Annotated in this window: 15 protein-coding genes; 11 read left to right on the forward strand and 4 right to left on the reverse strand. The window is 70.4% G+C overall.

Features of this window, described 5'->3' with window-relative positions; translation table 11 throughout:
• Positions 1-63: 63 nt before the first annotated feature.
• From ACYVAK_RS03935 to ACYVAK_RS03945, 3 genes are read left to right on the forward strand one after another with little or no spacing between them, the layout of a single operon-like run.
• Complete coding sequence (locus ACYVAK_RS03935; RefSeq protein ID WP_461058174.1) at positions 64-372, forward strand: PepSY domain-containing protein; 309 nt, start codon at positions 64-66, stop codon at positions 370-372.
• The gene (locus tag ACYVAK_RS03940; protein ID WP_461058176.1) at positions 372-1,034 is read left to right on the forward strand and encodes a response regulator transcription factor; all 663 of its coding nucleotides are present in this window, start codon (positions 372-374) and stop codon (positions 1,032-1,034) included. The genes ACYVAK_RS03935 and ACYVAK_RS03940 overlap by 1 nt, the downstream gene beginning before the upstream one ends.
• A complete protein-coding gene (locus ACYVAK_RS03945) occupies positions 1,031-2,350 on the forward strand; it encodes an ATP-binding protein (protein WP_461058178.1) in 1,320 nt (439 codons plus the stop codon). The genes ACYVAK_RS03940 and ACYVAK_RS03945 overlap by 4 nt, the downstream gene beginning before the upstream one ends.
• Positions 2,351-2,354: 4 nt before the next feature.
• Here ACYVAK_RS03945 and rsmB read toward each other — a convergent pair whose 3' ends face one another.
• The 3 genes from rsmB to def are packed head-to-tail and all read right to left on the reverse strand — an operon-like array spanning position 2,355 to position 5,127.
• Positions 2,355-3,680, reverse strand: coding sequence for a 16S rRNA (cytosine(967)-C(5))-methyltransferase RsmB (gene rsmB, locus ACYVAK_RS03950; RefSeq protein ID WP_461058180.1), 1,326 nt, complete (start codon positions 3,678-3,680; stop codon positions 2,355-2,357).
• Positions 3,677-4,618 (reverse strand): methionyl-tRNA formyltransferase, encoded by a 942-nt coding sequence (gene fmt, locus ACYVAK_RS03955; RefSeq protein WP_461058636.1) that lies wholly within the window; start codon positions 4,616-4,618, stop codon positions 3,677-3,679. The genes rsmB and fmt overlap by 4 nt, the downstream gene beginning before the upstream one ends.
• Before the next feature lie 5 nt (positions 4,619-4,623).
• Positions 4,624-5,127, reverse strand: a complete 504-nt coding sequence (gene def, locus ACYVAK_RS03960; RefSeq protein WP_461058182.1) for a peptide deformylase — start codon at positions 5,125-5,127, stop codon at positions 4,624-4,626.
• A 152-nt stretch (positions 5,128-5,279) separates the two neighbouring features.
• Between def and ACYVAK_RS03965 the strand changes: the two genes are divergently transcribed.
• The 8 genes from ACYVAK_RS03965 to ACYVAK_RS04000 all read left to right on the forward strand — a co-directional run bounded on the left by ACYVAK_RS03965 (position 5,280) and on the right by ACYVAK_RS04000 (position 15,654).
• Positions 5,280-6,401 carry a LysM peptidoglycan-binding domain-containing protein gene (locus ACYVAK_RS03965; RefSeq protein WP_461058183.1) on the forward strand — a complete coding sequence of 374 codons (1,122 nt, stop codon included), beginning with the start codon at positions 5,280-5,282 and terminating at the stop codon, positions 6,399-6,401.
• A 61-nt stretch (positions 6,402-6,462) separates the two neighbouring features.
• Entirely contained in the window at positions 6,463-7,662 is a 1,200-nt protein-coding gene (gene dprA, locus ACYVAK_RS03970; protein ID WP_461058185.1) for a DNA-processing protein DprA, read from the forward strand.
• Between the two features lie 4 nt (positions 7,663-7,666).
• Entirely contained in the window at positions 7,667-8,140 is a 474-nt protein-coding gene (locus ACYVAK_RS03975; protein WP_461058187.1) for a DUF494 family protein, read from the forward strand.
• A gap of 124 nt (positions 8,141-8,264) precedes the next feature.
• On the forward strand, positions 8,265-9,221 hold the full coding sequence (locus ACYVAK_RS03980; protein ID WP_461058189.1) for an RDD family protein: 957 nt from the start codon (positions 8,265-8,267) through the stop codon (positions 9,219-9,221).
• Positions 9,221-10,510: an RDD family protein gene (locus ACYVAK_RS03985; RefSeq protein WP_461058191.1), complete on the forward strand. Its 1,290-nt coding sequence runs from the start codon at positions 9,221-9,223 to the stop codon at positions 10,508-10,510. The genes ACYVAK_RS03980 and ACYVAK_RS03985 overlap by 1 nt, the downstream gene beginning before the upstream one ends.
• Positions 10,511-10,625: 115 nt before the next feature.
• Entirely contained in the window at positions 10,626-13,136 is a 2,511-nt protein-coding gene (locus ACYVAK_RS03990) for a DNA topoisomerase I (RefSeq protein WP_461058193.1), read from the forward strand.
• Positions 13,137-13,266: 130 nt separating this feature from the next.
• On the forward strand, positions 13,267-15,003 hold the full coding sequence (locus ACYVAK_RS03995; protein WP_461058195.1) for a trypsin-like serine peptidase: 1,737 nt from the start codon (positions 13,267-13,269) through the stop codon (positions 15,001-15,003).
• A 9-nt stretch (positions 15,004-15,012) separates the two neighbouring features.
• Positions 15,013-15,654, forward strand: coding sequence for a DUF4124 domain-containing protein (locus ACYVAK_RS04000; protein WP_461058197.1), 642 nt, complete (start codon positions 15,013-15,015; stop codon positions 15,652-15,654).
• A gap of 48 nt (positions 15,655-15,702) precedes the next feature.
• Here ACYVAK_RS04000 and ACYVAK_RS04005 read toward each other — a convergent pair whose 3' ends face one another.
• A complete protein-coding gene (locus ACYVAK_RS04005; RefSeq protein ID WP_461058198.1) occupies positions 15,703-16,512 on the reverse strand; it encodes an SDR family oxidoreductase in 810 nt (269 codons plus the stop codon).
• Positions 16,513-16,536: the final 24 nt, after the last annotated feature.

Genomic DNA, 16,536 nt, shown 5'->3' on the forward strand with positions numbered 1-16,536 from the left:
CTGAAATCGCCTCTGAGGCGGTTTTTCACCAACGGTTTAATCGCGCCGGGCACCATGGCCCCCATGCCCCGCACCCGCCCCACCGCCGCGCTGCTCCTGCTGCTGGCCCTGCTGCCGCCGTCGTCGGCTGTCCGCGCGGACGACGATGAAGACCACGAGCGCGCAAGGACGGCGGTGCTGCGCGGCGAGGCCTTGCCGCTCGACCAGATCCTCGCGCGCCTGCCGCTGCGTGATGGGGAGCGCCTGCTCGAGGCGGAGTTCGAGCGCGAGGACGGCCGCTGGGTCTACGAACTGGAGTTCATCGGCGCCGATGGCCGCGTCCGCGAACTCGAAGTCGACGCGCTTAGCGCCGCCATCCTCGAGGACGACTGATGCGGTTGCTGCTTGTCGAAGACGACGCGCCATTGCGCGAGGCCCTTTACGACGCGCTGGTCGCCGAGGGCTGGGTCGTGGACGCCTGCGCCGACGGCGACGAGGCATTGTGGTTGGGCGGCGAGGAGCCCTTCGACGCCGCCGTGCTGGACCTCGGCCTGCCGCGACGCGATGGCATCTCGGTCCTCCAGGGGTGGCGCGAAGCCGGCCGCAATTTCCCCGTCCTCGTGCTCACCGCGCGCAACCGCTGGAACGACAAGCTCGCCGGCTTCGGCGCCGGCGCCGACGACTACCTGACGAAGCCTTTCGAGATCGATGAGGTCGTGTTGCGCCTCAAGGCGCTGATCCGCCGCGCCAGCGGCCACGCCTCGCCGGTCATCCGCATCGGCCCACTGGAACTCGACACGCTGGCCAACCGGTTCCGCGTGGACGGGCGCGGCCTCGTGCTCACGGCCGGCGAGTACCGCCTTCTCGCCTTCCTGGCCCACCACGCCGGCCGCACCGTGCCGCGCAACGAACTGGCCGAGCACCTCTACGACCGCGACTTCGACCTCGACTCGAACGTGATCGACGTGCAGATCGGCCGCATCCGGAAGAAGCTCGCGCCGCACAAGCTGCTGCACACCGAACGCGGGCTCGGGTTCCGGCTCGCGGAAGCATGAGCGCCAGCCTGCAGCGGCGGCTCTGGTTGGCGGCGGCCCTGCCGCTCCTCGCCCTCGTGCTCGCGGGTCTTCTCCTGCTGCAGTGGGCGTTCGAGGACACCGTGCGCCGGGCGTTCGACGCCCGGCTCGAACGCACGCTCACCGCGGTCGTCGGCGGCCTCGAGGCCACCCCCGACGGGCGCGTCGCCGTCGGCCGCCCCATCGGCCAGGCCGCCTTCGACAGCATCGGATCGGGTTGGTATTGGCAGGTCGCCGACGACACCGGGGTGCGGCTGCGCTCGCGCTCGCTGTGGGATCGGCAGCTGCCGATGCCCAGCGCCCGTCGCGACGGCCGCGTCCGCCATACCGACCTTGCGTCCGACGGCGCCACCCCGCTGCGCGCCGCCGTGCGTCGCATCGAGCTGCACGGGCGCCCGGCACCGGTCACCGTGCTGCTCGCCGGGCCGCGTGCCGAGATCGATGCGGAAGTCGCCGACTTCGTCCGCCTTTCGTGGCTGGCGGCGGTTGGACTCGCCGTGCTGGCGCTGGCCATGGTCTTCGTGCAGCTCCGCCTGGGACTCGCCCCCCTGCGCCGCTTCAGCGAACAGGTCGCCGAGCTGGCTGCCGGTCGGCGCGAGGCGCTCGATCGCTTGGCCGTGCGCGAACTCGACGCCGTGGTGGCCGAGCTCAATCCGGTGATCGAACAGAACCGCCGGCTCGCGGAAAACGGACGCAAGCGCGCAGGCGACCTCGCCCACGCGCTCAAGACGCCGCTCGCCCTGCTTCGGACGCGGGTGCCCACGGACGACACCCGGCAACGCGAGGCCCTCGCCCGCATCGAAGCGATCGTCGATGGCCACCTCGCGCGCGCCGCCGCTGGTGCTCGGCGCAACAAACCCCGGTGCGACGCGGCGGCAGCGCTCGGCGAGCTCGTGGCGTTGCTCGGCCGCCTGCATCCAGGCAAGGCCATTGCTGTCGCGCCCCATGCCACCGTTCCGGAAGCGGCCTGTGAGGCCAACGACCTGCAGGAGATGCTCGGCAACCTGATCGACAATGCGCTACGGGCGGCGCGCCTCCAGGTGCGTGTCTCGCTGTCCGCGCAGGGCGATGACCTGCATATCCTCGTCGACGACGATGGTCGCGGGCTCGACGAGCAGGCATTGGCGCGCCTGGGCGAGCGCGGGCTGCGTTTCGACGAAAGCACGCCAGGCACCGGCCTCGGCGTGTCGATCAGCCGCGACATCGCGGAAAGCTACGACGGCCATCTCGACTTCGGACGCAGCCCGCTGGGCGGGCTTCAGGCACGCCTCCGGCTTCCGGCCTGGCGCGACCGCTGAGGTTTCAGGCGGCGCGGAAGAGCCGCGCGTAGAAGAAGCCGTCGCCACCCTCCTCGCCCGGGAAACGTTGGGTGCCGGAGCCGGTGTCATGGCCGAAACGGGCGTCAAGGGGAACGAGCTTCGCCTCCGGATGGCGGGAGAGGAACGCCTCGACCTGGGCGGCATTCTCCTCGCGGAGCACCGAGCAGGTCGCGTAGAGCAGGCATCCCCCGGGCGCCAGCAGCGGCCAGAGCCCATCGAGCAGACGCGCCTGCGTCGCGGCAAGCACCGCGATGTCGTCGTCGCGACGATGCGCCTTGATGTCCGGCTGGCGCCTCAGGATGCCCGTCGCGGAACACGGCGCGTCCAGCAGGATCGCGTCGAACGGGCGGCCGTCATGCCATCGCGCGGGCTCCGCCGCATCCGCAACCCTTGCACCGAAGCCCGCCCGTGATGGCTGCAGGGACGCCACCAGTGCGACCACGCGCTCCAGACGCCTGGCATCGACATCGAGCGCCTGCACCTCGCCCGCGTCGCCGACGGCCGACAGCAGACCCAGCGTCTTGCCACCCGGCGCCGCGCAGGCGTCCAGCACACGTTGGCCAGGCTGGGGCGCGAGCGCTTCGATGGCCAGCTGGGCTGCAAGGTCCTGCACATGGAACAGTCCCTCATCGAAGCCCGGCAGCTGCGTCGGATTGGCTCGTTCGACCACGCGCAAGCTGTCGCGGGCGGGACCGGACTCCGTGGCGATGCCCGCCGCCGCCCAGCGCGCCGCAAGCCGCTCGCGCCCGATACGTGGCGCGTTCGCGCGAAGCCATAGCGGCGCCTCGGCGTTGTTCGCCGCAAGCAAGGCGTCGACGCGCTCGGGCCAATCGGCCTCGAAGCGCCGAACCAGCCAATCGGGATGGCTCGTGCGCACGGCTCGGGATTCGGCCTCCGGCCAAGGCTCGCGGATCGCCTTCCTCAGGACGGCATTGAACAGGCCGGAAAGACCCTCCCGACCGAGCTGCTTGACGGCATCGACGGTCGCGCCGACCGCGGCATGCGGCGCCAGCCCGAGCGCATCGAGCTGCGCGAGCCCGACCAACAGAAGCCGGGCGACAGCGCGATCCTTCGCAGTCCCCACGGGCAGCGGGCGCGCCAGCCAGCGCGACAGCACGAAGGCGTAGCGGCGCTCGTGGCGCAGGGCCGCGAAAACAATCGCTTCAAGCAAACCGCGGTCGCGCGGCTCGGCGATCCTGGGCAGAGCGGCGGAGAGCACCGCCTTCAGCGATCGACCATCGTCGAGCACGGCGACGAGCACGCGTGCCGCCTCGGCGCGCAGCGCGGCGCCGGGGCCGAGCGTGCTCATGCGGTCTTCAACTGCGGGCGCGCGTTGAGGAAATCCGCCACGGGTTGCGGCTTGCCGCCTTCACGCTGGACCACGGTGAGGCGGAGGGCGCCCTCGCCACAGGCGACCGTCAGGCCCTCCTTCGTGCCGGCAACCACCGTGCCGGGCGGGTGCCTAGCCACGTCCAGCGCCTGCGCCGCTGCCGCGGACAGCGGCACCGCGGCATGGACACGCAGGCGTTCGCCGGCGAGTTCGCATTCCGCGATCGGCCAGGGATGGAAGGCGCGCACCTTGCGTGCGAGCACCGCGGCGGACTGCGCCCATTCGAGCTTCGCTTCGGCTTTATCCAGCTTGTGCGCGTAGGTCGCACCCTCGGCGGGTTGCGGCGTCGCCACCGGCACCATGCCGGCCCGCAACAGCTTCAGTCCGTCGCCGAGCACCTCCGCGCCCAGCGCCGATAGGCGATCATGCAACGTCCCGCCAGTGTCAGCGCCAGTGATCGGCGTGGTGAGGCGCAGCATCAGCGGGCCGGTATCGAGGCCCTTCTCCATCCGCATCAGGTCCACGCCGGTTTCGGCATCGCCGGCCTCGATCGCACGCTGGATCGGCGCGGCGCCGCGCCAGCGCGGCAGCAGGGAGGCGTGGACGTTCCAGCAGCCATGGGTCGGGATGTCGAGCACCGCCTGCGGAAGGATCAGCCCGTAGGCCACCACCACCATCAGGTCGGGCTGGAGCTCGCGAAGCTGGGCCTGTGCCTCCGCGTCGCGCAGTGTGACCGGCTGGACCACGTCGATGCCGAGCTGCTTCGCGCGCTGCTTGACCGGCGATTCCGCCAGCGCGCGGCCGCGGCCGGCAGGCCGGTCGGGCTGGGTGTACACGGCGACCACCTCGCCACGCGCCGCGGCGGCGTCGAGGCAGGGCACGCTGAACTCGGGCGTGCCGGCGAAGACGATCCGCAGCGCCATCAGCCCTCGGCCTTGGCCAGCTTGGCGAGCTTCTTCATCGCCATCTCGCGCTTCAGCGGCGTGAGGTAGTCGACGAAGACCTTGCCGTCGAGGTGGTCCATCTCGTGTTGGACGCAGACCGCCTCGAGGCCGCTGCAGGTGAACTCGTAGGGCTGGCCGTCGCGGCCCAGGGCGCGCACGGTCACGGTTTCGGCGCGCTTGACCTCGGCGAACACGGTCGGCACCGACAGGCAGCCTTCCTTGCAGTTCTGCACGCCGCTCGACGCGACGATCTCCGGGTTGATCAGCACTTTCTTGTTGGACTTGTCGTCGGAGACGTCCATCACGATCAGGCGGATGTGCCGGTCGACCTGGGTCGCGGCGAGGCCGATGCCCGGCTCGTCGTACATGGTCTCGAACATGTCGTCGATCAACGCCCCGAGGGCGTCGTCGACCTGCTCGACCGGCTTGGCGACGGTGCGGAGGCGGGGATCGGGGAAGCGGAGGATCGGCAGCAGGGCCATGGGCGATGTTCGGCGATGGGCGCGGACCAGGGCCGCAGGCTCCATAGTCTAGCGGCGGCGCCCCAACCGGCGCTGGCCGATTGCATTGCCGCGAAGGTTCTGGTCTATAGTGACAAGTGTTAACCTTGCGGAAAATCAGGGGGATAGCGGCCATGTTTAAACGGCTTTGTGCGGTCGCCGCTGCGGCGCTGCTCACGGTGGCGTCCTACGCCGCTGCGGTCGAGATGCGTGAAGGGCATCCGACCACGTACACGGTGCAGCGCGGCGACACGCTGTGGGACATCGCAGGCCGCTTCCTGTCGAAGCCGTGGCTGTGGCCGGAGATCTGGCAGGCGAACCCGCAGATCGAGAACCCGCACCGCATCTACCCCGGCGACGTGCTCAGCCTCGCCTACCTCGACGGCCGCGCGGTGGTGCAGACCACCCAGGCGGGCCCGCGCTCGGAGCCGGCCATCACCACCGTGCCGCTGGCCGACATCGAGGCCTTCCTGCGCCAGAGCTCGGTCGTCGCCGAGTTCGAGGACCTGCCGCACGTGGTCAGCATCGAGGAAGGGCACCTGCGCGGCGTGGACGGGCAGATCGCCTACGTGCGCGGCCTCGAGGGCGCCTCGGTGGGCGACACGATCATGCTGGTGCGCCCGACGCACCACTTCCGCCTGCCGGCCTCGCGTCGCATCACCAACACGATCCCGACGGAGCTGGATTTCCGCGGCGACGAGACCTACCGCGACGTCCGCAGCGCCTGGGGCCGTGATCTGGCCCGCGGCGAGAGCCTCGGCTACGAGCTGACCCGCCAGAGCCTCGCGCGCATCACCCAGATCCAGGGCGAAGTCGCGCTGGCCCTGCTGGTCGACGGCACCGCCGACGTGCGTCCGGGCGACCGCGCCGTGCCAGCCGAAGCCCAGCCCTACGACGACGGCTTCCTGCCGCAGGCCCCGACGTCGATCCCCGATCACGCAGCGGTGATCGGGGTGGCCGACGCCGGCCTCGCCGCCGGCCCGAAATCGGTGGTCGCCCTGTCGGTGGGCAGCGCCGACGGCGTCAAGAACGGCACCGTGTTCTCGACCTGGCGGCCCGGGCAAGCCGTCCCGGACGACGTCCGGAACGCCAACCGCATCGGCGCTGCCCGCGACAAGGTGCAATTGCCCGACGAGTTCAATGGCCGGGTGATGGTGTTCCGTACGTTTGATCGCGTCAGCTACGCGCTGGTGATGGACGGCATCCGCCCGACCCAGGTCGGTGACACGCTGAAAAGCCCGGACGCGATGCAGTAAGACCCGTCATCGCGTGCTTTTCCGACTGAAGGCGCCTCCGGGCGCCTTCATCGTTTCGGGGATGGACGCTCTGGACGCCTTTCTTCGCCTTCACCATGCGGCGGGCAATGCCCGCTGGCTCCGGGACACCCTGCAGCCGGAAGGCGGACCCTGCTCCGGCGAAACGGCACGTCTGCGCACCGATGCCATGGCGTTGATCGACGCGCCTGTCCAGGACTGGCTCGCCGCCGGAGCGCCGATCGGTGCCCGGGAGGCGGCCCTCGGGCCCGATGCCGCGAGCCATGCCGCCTCGGTGCGCCGATGGCTCCACGCCGACCCGGCGCACGCCCTCGTGGCCTGGCATGAACCGGACTACCCCAGCCTTCTGCGCGAGGTCCCGAATCCGCCGACGGTGCTGTTCGTCCATGGCCGGGTCGACCGCCTCTGGTGGCCCCAGGTCGCTGTCGTCGGCAGCCGGGCGCCGACGCCTGGAGGGCGAGAGCGCGCCGCGCGATGGGCACGCGCTTTCGCCGACGCAGGATTCGTCGTCACCAGCGGTCTGGCGGCCGGTATCGATGCCGCCGCGCACCAAGCGTCCCTGGCCGGGCCGGGGACGGTCGCGATCATCGCCACGGGGCCCGACCGTTGCTTCCCGGCCTCGCACCGGCGCCTCCAGGCCGAGATCGCGCGCCATGGTGCGGTCGCCACCGAGCACCCGCCGGGAACCGACGCGCGCCCCGCCCACTTTCCCAGCCGCAACCGGATCATTGCCGGTCTGGCACTCGCCACCGTCGTGGTGGAGGCCGCCCAGCGCTCCGGCGCCCTGATCACCGCCCGGCTGGCCGCCGAGGCCGGACGGGAGGTGTTCGCCTTGCCCGGATCGCCGGAAAACCTGAAGGCCCGCGGCTGCCACCGCCTGATCCGCGACGGCGCCGAGCTCGTCGAGGAACCGGCGCAAGTGATCGACGCCCTCATGACTGGCACCGGGGACGCGATAGGACGGCTGCGCGCGGCGCTGCGACCCGCCACGACGTCCCCCGCAGCAGGGTCGGCCCCGGCCGGGTCCGGGGCCGGCGCCGCGGCGGAGCGCGTCTGGCGGGCGCTCGGCGCGGAGGGCGCCCACTTCGATGAACTGCAGCAACGCGCGGGATTGACGACCGCCACCCTCGCCCCCATCCTGCTGGCCATGGAGTTGGAAGGTCGTCTCAGGCAGCAGCACGGGGTGTACTTCCCCTGCGGCTCCGCCCCCCCCGGACGCGCTGGTTCGCAGCGCAGGCGCTAGGGTGATGAAAGAATCGATCCTCGACGTACTGCTCTACCTCTTCGAACACTACTTCAGCGACGACGCCGACCTCGTCCGCGACCGCGACTCGCTCCAGAACGGCCTCCTTGAAGCGGGGTTCAGCCCCGCCGAGATCCACAAGGCCTTCGAGTGGCTGGACGAGCTCGCCGAACAGCGCCCCGCCGTCGCGAGCGCGCGTTTCGATGGCCCGATACGTCTTTACACCGCCCCCGAGTACGCCAAGCTCGACGCCGAGGGTGTTGGCTTCCTGATGTTCCTGGAGCAGTCCGGAGTGCTGAACGCGGAGCAGCGCGAGCTGGCCGTCGACCGAGCGATGGCGCTCGACCAGGACGATGTCGACATCGACGACCTGAAGTGGGTGGTGCTGATGGTCCTCTTCAACCAGCCCGGGGCGGAAGCCGCCTACGCATGGATGGAGAACCTCATGTTCGGCGACGAGCCGGCACCAACCCACTGATCACGGCGGCCTGCGCCTTGGTCCGCCGCCAGACCCGCGGCTTCCCTTGACCTGCCGTTCACGGGCATTCTTGCGTGAACGCCGCATCGCGCGGCGGTCCCCCTGAAGTCTCTGGAGTCCGGGCATGGAAAGCGCCCCGTGGTACTACGTGAACGCTGATCGGCAACGTCAGGGGCCGGTCCCGGCGGAGGCCCTCCGCGATTTGGCCAAAACCGGGGCCATCGGCGCCCGAACCCTGGTCTGGCGCCAAGGCATGCCACAGTGGCAGGCCATCGAACAGGTCGCCGCGGAACTCGGCATCGTCCTCGACGCCCCACCGATCGAAGCAACGACGCCGCCTCCTGCACCGCGGCCGGCCGACGCCACCCCGCCCCCTTCGGAACCCCAGCGGACCGCCCCCGTGGGCGCCTATCCCGACACCGCGGTCCAACAGGCTTACGCCGCGCAGGTCGGTGTCGAGCCCCAGGCCCGGGCCGCATTCGCCGGCGACGGGCATGTCCTTTATGCCAGCTTCCTGAAGCGGGTCGCCGCCAGCATCATCGACGGCTTCATCGTCGCGATCCTCTCGCTGATCGTACAAACACCGATCGCTCTCATCGGTGGCGTCGGCATCAGCGCGATGGGCGACAGCACGGGCGCCGGCCACCTGCTGCTCCAGCTCGCGAGCCAACTCATCAGCATCGGCATCGGCATCGCCTACTTCGGCTATTTCTACACCTCGGACCAGCAGGCGTCGCCCGGCAAGCAGCTCGTCGGCATCAAGGTCGCGCGGCCGGATGGCGAGCGGATCAGCTTCGCGCGCAGCGTGGGCCGCTACTTCGCCAACTGGCTGAACCTCCTCACCCTCGGCCTCACTTACCTCTTGCCGCTGTTCACCGAGAGGCGCCAGACGCTGCACGACCTCATTTGCGACACGGTGGTCGTGGACCGGTGGGCCTTCACCGAATCCCCGGAACGACAGACGGAAGCGCTGAGTGGCTGCGCGATCGCCGTGCTGGTGATCTGGGGTCTGGTGATCCTCACGATGGTGGGCGCAGCCATGCTCTTCGTCGTCGCGCTGGGCTCGGGGAGCTGGAACTGATGGCCTCGCCCGCTTGGTACTGCGTCAACGCCGAGCGCGAACGGCTCGGGCCGATGCCCGCCGAGGAGATCCGCCATCGGTTCGAGTCGGGCGAACTCCAGCGTCGCAGCTTGGTCTGGCAAGCCGGCATGCCGCAGTGGCAGCCGCTCGAGGCCGTCGCCGGCGAACTCGGCATCACGCTCGCCGCGGTGGCGGCGCCACCGGCGACGACGCCGGTCGACGCGCCGGCGATCGCAGCGCCCGCACCTGGACCGCGCGCCGTCGAAACCGCCGCGCCGGCCACCGACGCGGTGATGGCCCAGGCCTATGCGGCCAGTTCGCGCGATGCGTCCGCCACGGGCGGGATCGACACCGGGGACGTGGTCGACGCCGGCTTCTGGAAGCGGCTGGCCGCCTTCATGATCGACGGCGCCATCCTGATGGTCGCCACGTATGCCATCGTCTTCCTGATGCTGATCATCGTCGGCGCTGGCGTCGGCGGCATCATGACCCTGTTCGAGGCCAGCGCGACCGGCCAGCCGCCGTCGGGCAACCTGCTCGTGGTGTTCCTGGTGGGCTTCTACGTGCTGCCCTTCATCATGCGCTGGGCCTACTTCACGTTCTTCACGAGTTCGGCGTGGCAAGGCACGCCGGGCAAGCGCGCCGTCGGCATCAAGGTCGTCGACCTCGACGGCGGCAAGCTGGGCACGGGCCGAGCCATGAGCCGCTGGTTCGCCGCGGCGCTGTCCTACCTGACGCTCTACGTCGGCTTCCTGATGGCGGCCTTCACCGACCGCAAGATGGCCCTCCATGACATGGTGGCCAGCACCCGCGTGGTCGACCGCTGGGCCTACACGGACCATCCCGAGCGGCAGCAACGGGGCCTCGGCGGCTGCGCGATCGCCGCGCTCGTCGGCATGGGGCTGTTCTTCCTCGTGTTTTTCGCCGGCGTCATGGCGGCCATCTCCCTGCCGGCCTACCAGGACTACACCGAGCGCGCGAAGATCGCCCAGGTCGTGTCCGAGGGGCGCGGCATGACCGTCGCGATCGACGAGTTCCTGCTCGCGACCGACCGCTGCCCGGCGACCCTCGAGGAAGCCGGCCTGGTCGCGCCCTCCAGCCCCCTCGTGCAGTCCACCGACATCGGCGAGATCGACGTCGGCCAATGCAGCCTGCGCTTCACCTTGGGCGGCGCCCAGGCGGGTCCTTTCGATGGCGAATACCTGTGGTTCACGCAGGATGGCCGAGGCGGCTGGGACTGCGGCGGCAGCATGGCGGACAAGCTCCTGCCGGCGGGCTGCCGGGGCTGAAACTTGACACCGCCGCCGCACCGGTGGCCCTAATGAAAAAAGGAAAGCCCGCCCCTTGGCGGGCTTTCGCCCCTTCGCGCGGCCTTCCGCGCGCGGCCCTCACGGTAAACCGGACATGGCCAAGAACCTCCTCATCGTCGAATCGCCCGCCAAGGCGAAAACCATCAACAAGTACCTGGGCAAGGATTTCCAGGTGCTGGCCAGCTATGGCCACGTCCGCGACCTCGTGCCCAAGGAGGGCGCGGTCGATCCCGAGCGCGGCTTCGCCATGCGCTACGAGCTGATCGACAAGAACGAGAAGCACGTCGACGCGATCACCAAGGCCGCCAAGGACGCCACGTCCATCTACCTCGCGACCGACCCGGACCGCGAAGGGGAAGCGATCAGCTGGCACATCGCGGAGATCCTGAAGGAGCGCAAGCTGCTGAAGGACAAAACCCTGCACCGCGTGGTGTTCACCGAGATCACGCCGAAGGCGATCAAGGAAGCCGTCGACCACCCGCGCAAGGTCAGCGACGAACTCGTCAACGCCCAGCAGGCACGCCGCGCGCTCGACTACCTCGTCGGCTTCAACCTCTCGCCGCTGCTCTGGCGCAAGGTGCAGCGCGGCCTGTCCGCCGGCCGCGTGCAGTCGCCGGCGCTGCGGATGATCGTCGAGCGCGAGGAAGAGATCGAAGCCTTCAAGGCGCGCGAGTACTGGTCGATCGCCGCGGAGGCGACGCACCCGAAGCAGCCGTTCACCGCCAAGCTGACCAAGCTTGACGGCGGCAAGGTCGAGCAGTTCACGATCACCGACGGCAAGACGGCCGAGGCCGCCCGAGCGCGCATCGCCAAGGACGCGCAAGGCCTGCTCGTCGTGACCGACGTCGAGAGCAAGCAGCGCAAGCGCCGCCCGGCGCCGCCCTTCATCACCTCGACCCTGCAGCAGGAGGCCGCGCGCAAACTCGGCTTCTCGACCAGCCGCACCATGCGCGTCGCGCAGAAGCTCTACGAGGGCGTGGCCCTCGGCGACGAAGGCACGGTCGGCCTGATCACCTACATGCGTACCGACGGCGTGAGCCTGTCGGTGGACGCGGTGGCCGAGATCCGTGACGTGATCGCCCGCGACTTCGGCACGCAGGCCCTGCCCGACAAGCCCGTGCTCTACCAGTCGAAGTCGAAGAACGCGCAGGAAGCCCACGAGGCCGTGCGCCCGACCTCCGCGCTGCGCACGCCGGCGTCCGTCGCGAAGTACCTCGCCGACGACGAGCGCCGCCTGTACGAGCTCATCTGGAAGCGCACGCTCGCCTCGCAGATGGTGCCGGCCACGCTGAACACCGTTTCCGTCGACCTCGCCGCCGGCAGCCAGCACGGCTTCCGCGTCAGCGGCACGACCGTCGTCGACCCGGGCTTCCTCGCCGTCTACGAGGAGGGCAAGGACGCGAAGAGCGAGGAGGACGACGAGGAGGGCCGCAAGCTGCCCGACATGAAGCCGGGCGACCGCATCCCGCTGGCCGACGTCACCACCACGCAGCACTTCACCGAGCCGCCGCCGCGCTTCTCGGAGGCCTCGCTGGTGAAGGCGCTGGAGGAGCACGGCATCGGCCGTCCCTCGACCTACGCCAGCATCATCCAGACCCTGCTGAACCGCGAATACGTCTACCTCGACGCGCGCCGCTTCCGCCCGACCGACGTCGGCCGCGCGGTGGCGAAATTCCTGTCGGCGCACTTCACGCAGTACGTCGACTACGACTTCACCGCCAAGCTCGAGGACGAACTCGACGAGGTCTCGCGCGGCGAAGCCGAGTGGGTGCCCCTGCTCGAGAAGTTCTGGAAGCCGTTCTCGAAGACGGTGGAGGAAAAGGGCGAAAGCGTCGAGCGCAGCGAGGCTTCGGGCTCGCGCGTGCTCGGCGTCGACCCGGCGAGCGGCAAGCCGGTCTCGGTGCGCCTCGGGCGCTACGGGCCGTTCGCGCAGATCGGCACCGCCGAGGACGAGGACAAGCCGAAGTTCGCCTCGCTGCGCGGCGGGCAGAGCATGCACACCATCACGCTCGAGGAGGCGATCAAGCTCTTCGACCTGCCGCGCACGCTGGGCGTGTCGAACGGCGAGACGGTGACGGTGGCGGTGGGCCGCTTCGGCCCCTTCGCCAAGCGCGGGCCCACCTACGCCTCGCTGGGCAAGGAGGACGACCCGTACACGATCAGCTTCGAGCGCGCGGTGGAACTCATCGACGCGAAGGAACTGGCGGTCGCCAACCGCATCATCAAGAAATGGGACGAGGCCGGCATCGAGGTGCTGAACGGCCGCTACGGCCCGTACATCACCGACGGGGCGAAGAACGGCAAGATCCCGAAGGACCGCGAGCCGGCCTCGCTGACGCTCGAGGAGTGCAAGGCGATCCTCGAGGCCGCGCCCGAAGCCAAGGGCCGCTTCGGCAAGAAGGCCGCCGCCAAGAAGGCGGCAGCAAAGAAGGCGCCGGCGAAGAAGGCCGCCAAGGCGGCATCCCCGGAAGCCGACGCACCGAAGGCCGCTGCGAAGAAAGCCCCCGCGAAGAAAGCCCCCGCGAAGAAAGCGCCGGCGAAGAAAGCCCCCGCCAAAAAGGCCGCGGCAAAGAAAGCGGTGAAGAAGACGACCAGCAAGGCCTGACGCCCAAGGCCCCTCCCGGCGGGCCTACGGCGCCTGAACGACGCACCGCGCAGCACCCGGCAGACGCCGTCGGGCGCGTAGCATCGAGGCGGATCGAGCCATGGGATGGCGGGCCATCAGGAGCATGTCGATGCCGACTCGTCTTTGCACCGTCGCGGTCCTCGCCGGCCTCGCCGTGCTGGCCCTCCCCACCGCCGCGGGCCAGAGCGTCCGCGGCGAAGCCCTGCGACTCGACAGCGCGAAACGCGGCGCCGCCCCCGCATTCCGCTCCAGCACGCCGGCGCCACAGGCGACGCTGCGCTTCCAGGTGCTCGATGCCGCCCGCGTCTCGGCGCTCCGCCGCCACAATGTCGCGAACGGCGGAAAACGCCTGCAGATCGGGATCGAGCGCCACGTCGCCGACGAGGCCGCGGCGCCGCTGCCCGACGTGCTCGCATGGACTGCGGTGCCTGGCGGCCACGTGCTGCGGATCGACGTCACCTCCCCCGATGCCGCCGCCCTGCGCGTGGGCCTCGACCTGCGGGGCCCGCCCGACGGCACCGAACTGCGCGTTGCCAGCGCCAACGGCGGTGTGGTCGAGTTCGTCGACACGGCGGCGATGGCGTCCGGCGTCGATGGCGACGGCACCTACTGGACGCCCGTCACCGACGGCGAAACCCAGCGGATCGAGCTCTACGTCCCCGGCCCTTCGCCGGCGTTCCGGCCCACGGTGCTGGCCAGTTCGCACCTGCTCACGTCACCGCTCCGACGGCTGAACCTCGCGAAGGCCCTCGGGGACTCGGGGGCCTGCAACATCGACGTGGCCTGCCGCAGCGCACTGCTCGGCCAAGCCTTCGTCAACACGAAGAACGCCGTGGCGCGACTCGTCTTCCAGGACGGCGGAACGTTTTCATGCACGGGCACGCTGCTCAACGACAGCGCACCGGCCTCGCAGATCCCCTACCTCTTTTCGGCCGCCCACTGCTTCGACACCCAGGCGGTGGCGAACACGCTGATCACGGTATGGAACGACGAATCCCCGGCCTGCGGTGTCGACCATGCGGCACCGTACATCCCGCTGGCCGGCGGCGCCGACCTGCTCCACGCCGATACCGGGTTAGACGTCCTGCTCGTCCGCCTCCGCCGCCCACCGCCGGCAGGTGCCTACTTCTCCGGCTGGAACGCCACGACCCTGTCGCCCGCCACGCCGATCCTGACCATCCATCACCCGAGCAGCGACACCAAGAAAGTGAGCCGCGGCTCGCACAGCGGCTTCTCCTCGGACGTCACGTTCTCGAACCTTCCGCGGCCGGTGCGCAGCGCCGCGCGCGCGAGCTGGGCCGAGGGCACCACCGAAGGCGACAGCTCCGGGGCAGGCCTTTTCACGCTGGAAGGAACGGACTACCAGCTCCGCGGCGGGCTCGTGGGAGGCAACGCCTCCTGCGCGAACAGCGGGCGGTCGGAAGCAGCGGGCAACGTCGACTACTACTCGCGACTCGACCAGGCCTATCCGTCGCTGCAGCCCTGGCTCGGCGCCACGGCGGGACCGACCCGCGACTACACGGGCGCCTGGTACGTTCCTTCGGAACCGGGCTGGGGCCTGACCGTCTTCAACTACCCCGGGCAGGTGTTCGCGCTGTTCTTCGTCTACGACATCGCGGGGCGCCCCGCGTGGTATCGCCTGCAGGGTGCCTGGACCGGGACGGACCAGGTAACGGCGAACCTCGATCGGCCGAACGGGCCGGCATGGTCGTCGAACTTCAACGCGGACGCGGTGGGGTATACCGTGGTGGGCAACGCCACCTTGGTCTTCACCTCGGCCGCGTCGGCCACCTTGCGCTTCAACGACGGCACCGTGGACCGCACGGTGCCGCTCGCGAAGCTCTAGGGGGCCGGGATGCCTGCCCCCTTCCCCTCCAAGGGCAAAGCCCTCCGCGCCGTGCTCTTCCCGCTGCTCGCACTGGGCACCCTCGGCGCGCGAACGGCGGACGCCTCGGCCGGGGTCGTCTACCGCTGCACGGCGACGGACGGGGCGATCGCGCTGCAGGACGAACCCTGCCCGCCGGGCCAGAAGCAGGAGCGGAGGGTCATCTCCGCGTTCGCGCCGCCGCCGCCATCGACCCCGGCCGCGGCACCCACGCCCGCGGGTACGGACGACGACACGCCGGCGTCGCCGCGGATCATCGTGGGCGAGGTCGGTCCGTCGCGCCGGGTCGCCCAGCCGCCGCCACTGTGGCGATGCACCGACCTCAACGGCCGCTCCCGCCTCGTCGACGACGACGACCCGCAACCCCGCTGCGTGCCGCTGTCCGTGCTCGGTGTCGATCTCTCGCGCGCCCCGCCGTCCGCCGCGACGCTCTGCCGCACGGTCGAAGACGCCTGCGTCGAACTGTCCGGCGAAGCCGCCTGCGCGGCATGGGAGGAGCGGCTCGACGCTGCCGAGTCGGCATTGCGCCACGCCTTCAGCGACACGCAGGCCGAGCGCCGACGCGAGCGCGACCGCGCCAAGGCCGTGGTCGACGACGATTGCCGAGGCTAGCGAACGACGCGATCCGCTCCGCGAGGCCGGCCCTCCGGCCGGCTCGGCTCAGAACCCGTGACTGAGGAAGCCACCGTCGACCGCGAGGCACTGGGCGGTGATGTAGCTCGAGGCCGGCAAGCACAGGAAGGCAACGGCAGAAGCCACCTCCTCGGGCTCGCCGATGCGCGCCATCGGCGTGCGGCCGAGCACGTCCTCGAGGTAGTCCGCGTCGGCCAGCACGCCGGACGTGCGGCGTGTGCGGATGTACCAGGGCAGCACGGCATTGACGCGCACGCCTTCCGCGGCCCACTCGACGGCGAGGTTGCGGGTGAGCTGGTGCATCGCCGCCTTGCTCATGCCGTAGGGCGAACCCGTGCGGACGTGCGTGGCGCCGGACACCGAGCCGACGTTCACGATGGCCGAGCTCGCGTGTTCGCGCAGCAGCGGGTACGCACCGCGGCACAGCTCGAAGGCCGAGAAAAGATTGGTCTCGAAGATGGCACGCCATTCGGCCTCGTCGTAATCCATCGTGGCGCGGCGCTGGTTCGTGCCGACATTGTTGATGAGCACCGAGAGCCCGAAGCCGAGCCCGTCGATCCAGTCGAACAGCCGCTCGCGCCCGGCAGCGTCGGCGACGTCGCAGGACAGCACGTGGACTTCGCCGCCGCGCGCGTCGCCCGTGGCGGCGGCGCGAGCCGCCGCGTCCTCCCGCCACTCGTCAGCAGCGGCCTCCAGGGCATCCCTGTCACGCGCGCAGGCGAGCACGGTGGCGCCGAGGCCGAGCAGTTCGGCGACCGTGGCACGGCCGATGCCGGCACTCGCGCCCGTGACGAGGGCGACTTGATCATCCAGGCGCCATCGGGCGGCGTTCGTCATCGCGGGCTCCATGGGAAGACGGGC

The sequence above is a fragment of the Silanimonas algicola genome, from assembly GCF_054777375.1.

What these genes read in the sequence shown, in the direction of transcription:
- ACYVAK_RS03935 (WP_461058174.1), top strand. Translation starts at nt 64, where the DNA reads ATGCCCCGCACCCGCCCCACCGCCGCGCTGCTCCTGCTGCTGGCCCTG.
- ACYVAK_RS03940 (WP_461058176.1), top strand. Translation starts at nt 372, where the DNA reads ATGCGGTTGCTGCTTGTCGAAGACGACGCGCCATTGCGCGAGGCCCTT.
- ACYVAK_RS03945 (WP_461058178.1), top strand. Translation starts at nt 1,031, where the DNA reads ATGAGCGCCAGCCTGCAGCGGCGGCTCTGGTTGGCGGCGGCCCTGCCG.
- rsmB (WP_461058180.1), bottom strand. Translation starts at nt 3,680, where the DNA reads ATGAGCACGCTCGGCCCCGGCGCCGCGCTGCGCGCCGAGGCGGCACGC.
- def (WP_461058182.1), bottom strand. Translation starts at nt 5,127, where the DNA reads ATGGCCCTGCTGCCGATCCTCCGCTTCCCCGATCCCCGCCTCCGCACC.
- ACYVAK_RS03965 (WP_461058183.1), top strand. Translation starts at nt 5,280, where the DNA reads ATGTTTAAACGGCTTTGTGCGGTCGCCGCTGCGGCGCTGCTCACGGTG.
- dprA (WP_461058185.1), top strand. Translation starts at nt 6,463, where the DNA reads ATGGACGCTCTGGACGCCTTTCTTCGCCTTCACCATGCGGCGGGCAAT.
- ACYVAK_RS03975 (WP_461058187.1), top strand. Translation starts at nt 7,667, where the DNA reads ATGAAAGAATCGATCCTCGACGTACTGCTCTACCTCTTCGAACACTAC.
- ACYVAK_RS03980 (WP_461058189.1), top strand. Translation starts at nt 8,265, where the DNA reads ATGGAAAGCGCCCCGTGGTACTACGTGAACGCTGATCGGCAACGTCAG.
- ACYVAK_RS03985 (WP_461058191.1), top strand. Translation starts at nt 9,221, where the DNA reads ATGGCCTCGCCCGCTTGGTACTGCGTCAACGCCGAGCGCGAACGGCTC.
- ACYVAK_RS03990 (WP_461058193.1), top strand. Translation starts at nt 10,626, where the DNA reads ATGGCCAAGAACCTCCTCATCGTCGAATCGCCCGCCAAGGCGAAAACC.
- ACYVAK_RS03995 (WP_461058195.1), top strand. Translation starts at nt 13,267, where the DNA reads ATGCCGACTCGTCTTTGCACCGTCGCGGTCCTCGCCGGCCTCGCCGTG.
- ACYVAK_RS04000 (WP_461058197.1), top strand. Translation starts at nt 15,013, where the DNA reads ATGCCTGCCCCCTTCCCCTCCAAGGGCAAAGCCCTCCGCGCCGTGCTC.
- ACYVAK_RS04005 (WP_461058198.1), bottom strand. Translation starts at nt 16,512, where the DNA reads ATGACGAACGCCGCCCGATGGCGCCTGGATGATCAAGTCGCCCTCGTC.